The sequence below is a fragment of the Phytoactinopolyspora endophytica genome, from assembly GCF_004138495.1.
In the GTDB taxonomy this organism is placed as follows: domain Bacteria; phylum Actinomycetota; class Actinomycetes; order Jiangellales; family Jiangellaceae; genus Phytoactinopolyspora; species Phytoactinopolyspora endophytica.
The window spans coordinates 233237-234103 of record NZ_ML142853.1 but is presented as its reverse complement, the minus strand read 5'-3'; the positions used below and the strand labels follow the sequence as shown (position 1 = coordinate 234103).

The 867-nt window shown below is 66.9% G+C and carries 1 protein-coding gene and 1 pseudogene; one reads left to right on the top strand and one right to left on the bottom strand.

Annotated elements, in window-relative coordinates; translation table 11 throughout:
- Positions 1-239, top strand: a pseudogene (locus tag ELR45_RS40770) (RNase J family beta-CASP ribonuclease); the annotation flags it as partial.
- A gap of 52 nt (positions 240-291) precedes the next feature.
- Here the strand turns inward: ELR45_RS40770 and ELR45_RS37595 are convergent.
- Positions 292-867: alpha/beta hydrolase (locus ELR45_RS37595; protein ID WP_205856451.1), on the bottom strand; the 576-nt coding region annotated here is incomplete at its 5' end.

Here is an 867-nt window from a genome sequence, read left to right as displayed (position 1 = left end):
ACTCGGTGACCGGCAAGGTGACCGGCGGCCCCGAGATCCACGCGCGTGGATTCGCCGAGGACGACAGCGTCTTCGACGACATCCGGCCCGATCTGGTCAAAGCCCTGGAACAGACGGCGGAGAGCGGCAATGCGGACACGTATCAGCTGCAGCAGACGGTGCGCCGTACCATCGGCCGCTGGGTCGGTGGCAGGTTGCGCCGTCGGCCGATGATCATCCCCGTCGTCATCGAGTCCTGATCCCATGATCATCAACGGTTAGTCCGATCATGACCGGACTAACCGTTGATGATCATCGGCTGAGGTGGTCAGTGAGCAGACGGCTGATGTCGGCGGGACGCTCGAGCGGTGGAAGATGGCCGGTATCCGGAAGGTCGATACGGTTGGCGTCCGGGATGCCGGTGGCATAGAGGTCGGAGACCTGCTGGATGTAAGACACGTCAGCGAGCCCATTGACGACGAGCGTGGGCGCGGTGATCTCTGTCAGCCTGCCTTTCGCGGGTGGCTCGACCGTACGGACGTCGCGGCGGCTCCCACCGGTCCACTCTCGCAGGAACAGATCACGGCACATGCGCATCGCCGCCTCCCAGATGTGCGGATCGAGGTCGGCGGGGTCACGGTCCGGCCCGACGACCATGTAACGGACCTGCGCTTCGGCCATGGCCTCGACGTCGCCGGGATCGACGTGGTCGGCGGTTCCGGCTCGGTAAGCCTGCAGCCGTTCCGCGGGGATGGAACCCCGCACGCGCTCGCGGACCGGCGCGCCCATCTCGGGCGGCCAGACGTGTCCCGACATGCCCGCGCAGATCAGCGCCAACGACGTCACACGGTCCGGTGCGGTGAGCGTGGCATCCACGGCGTGCGCGCC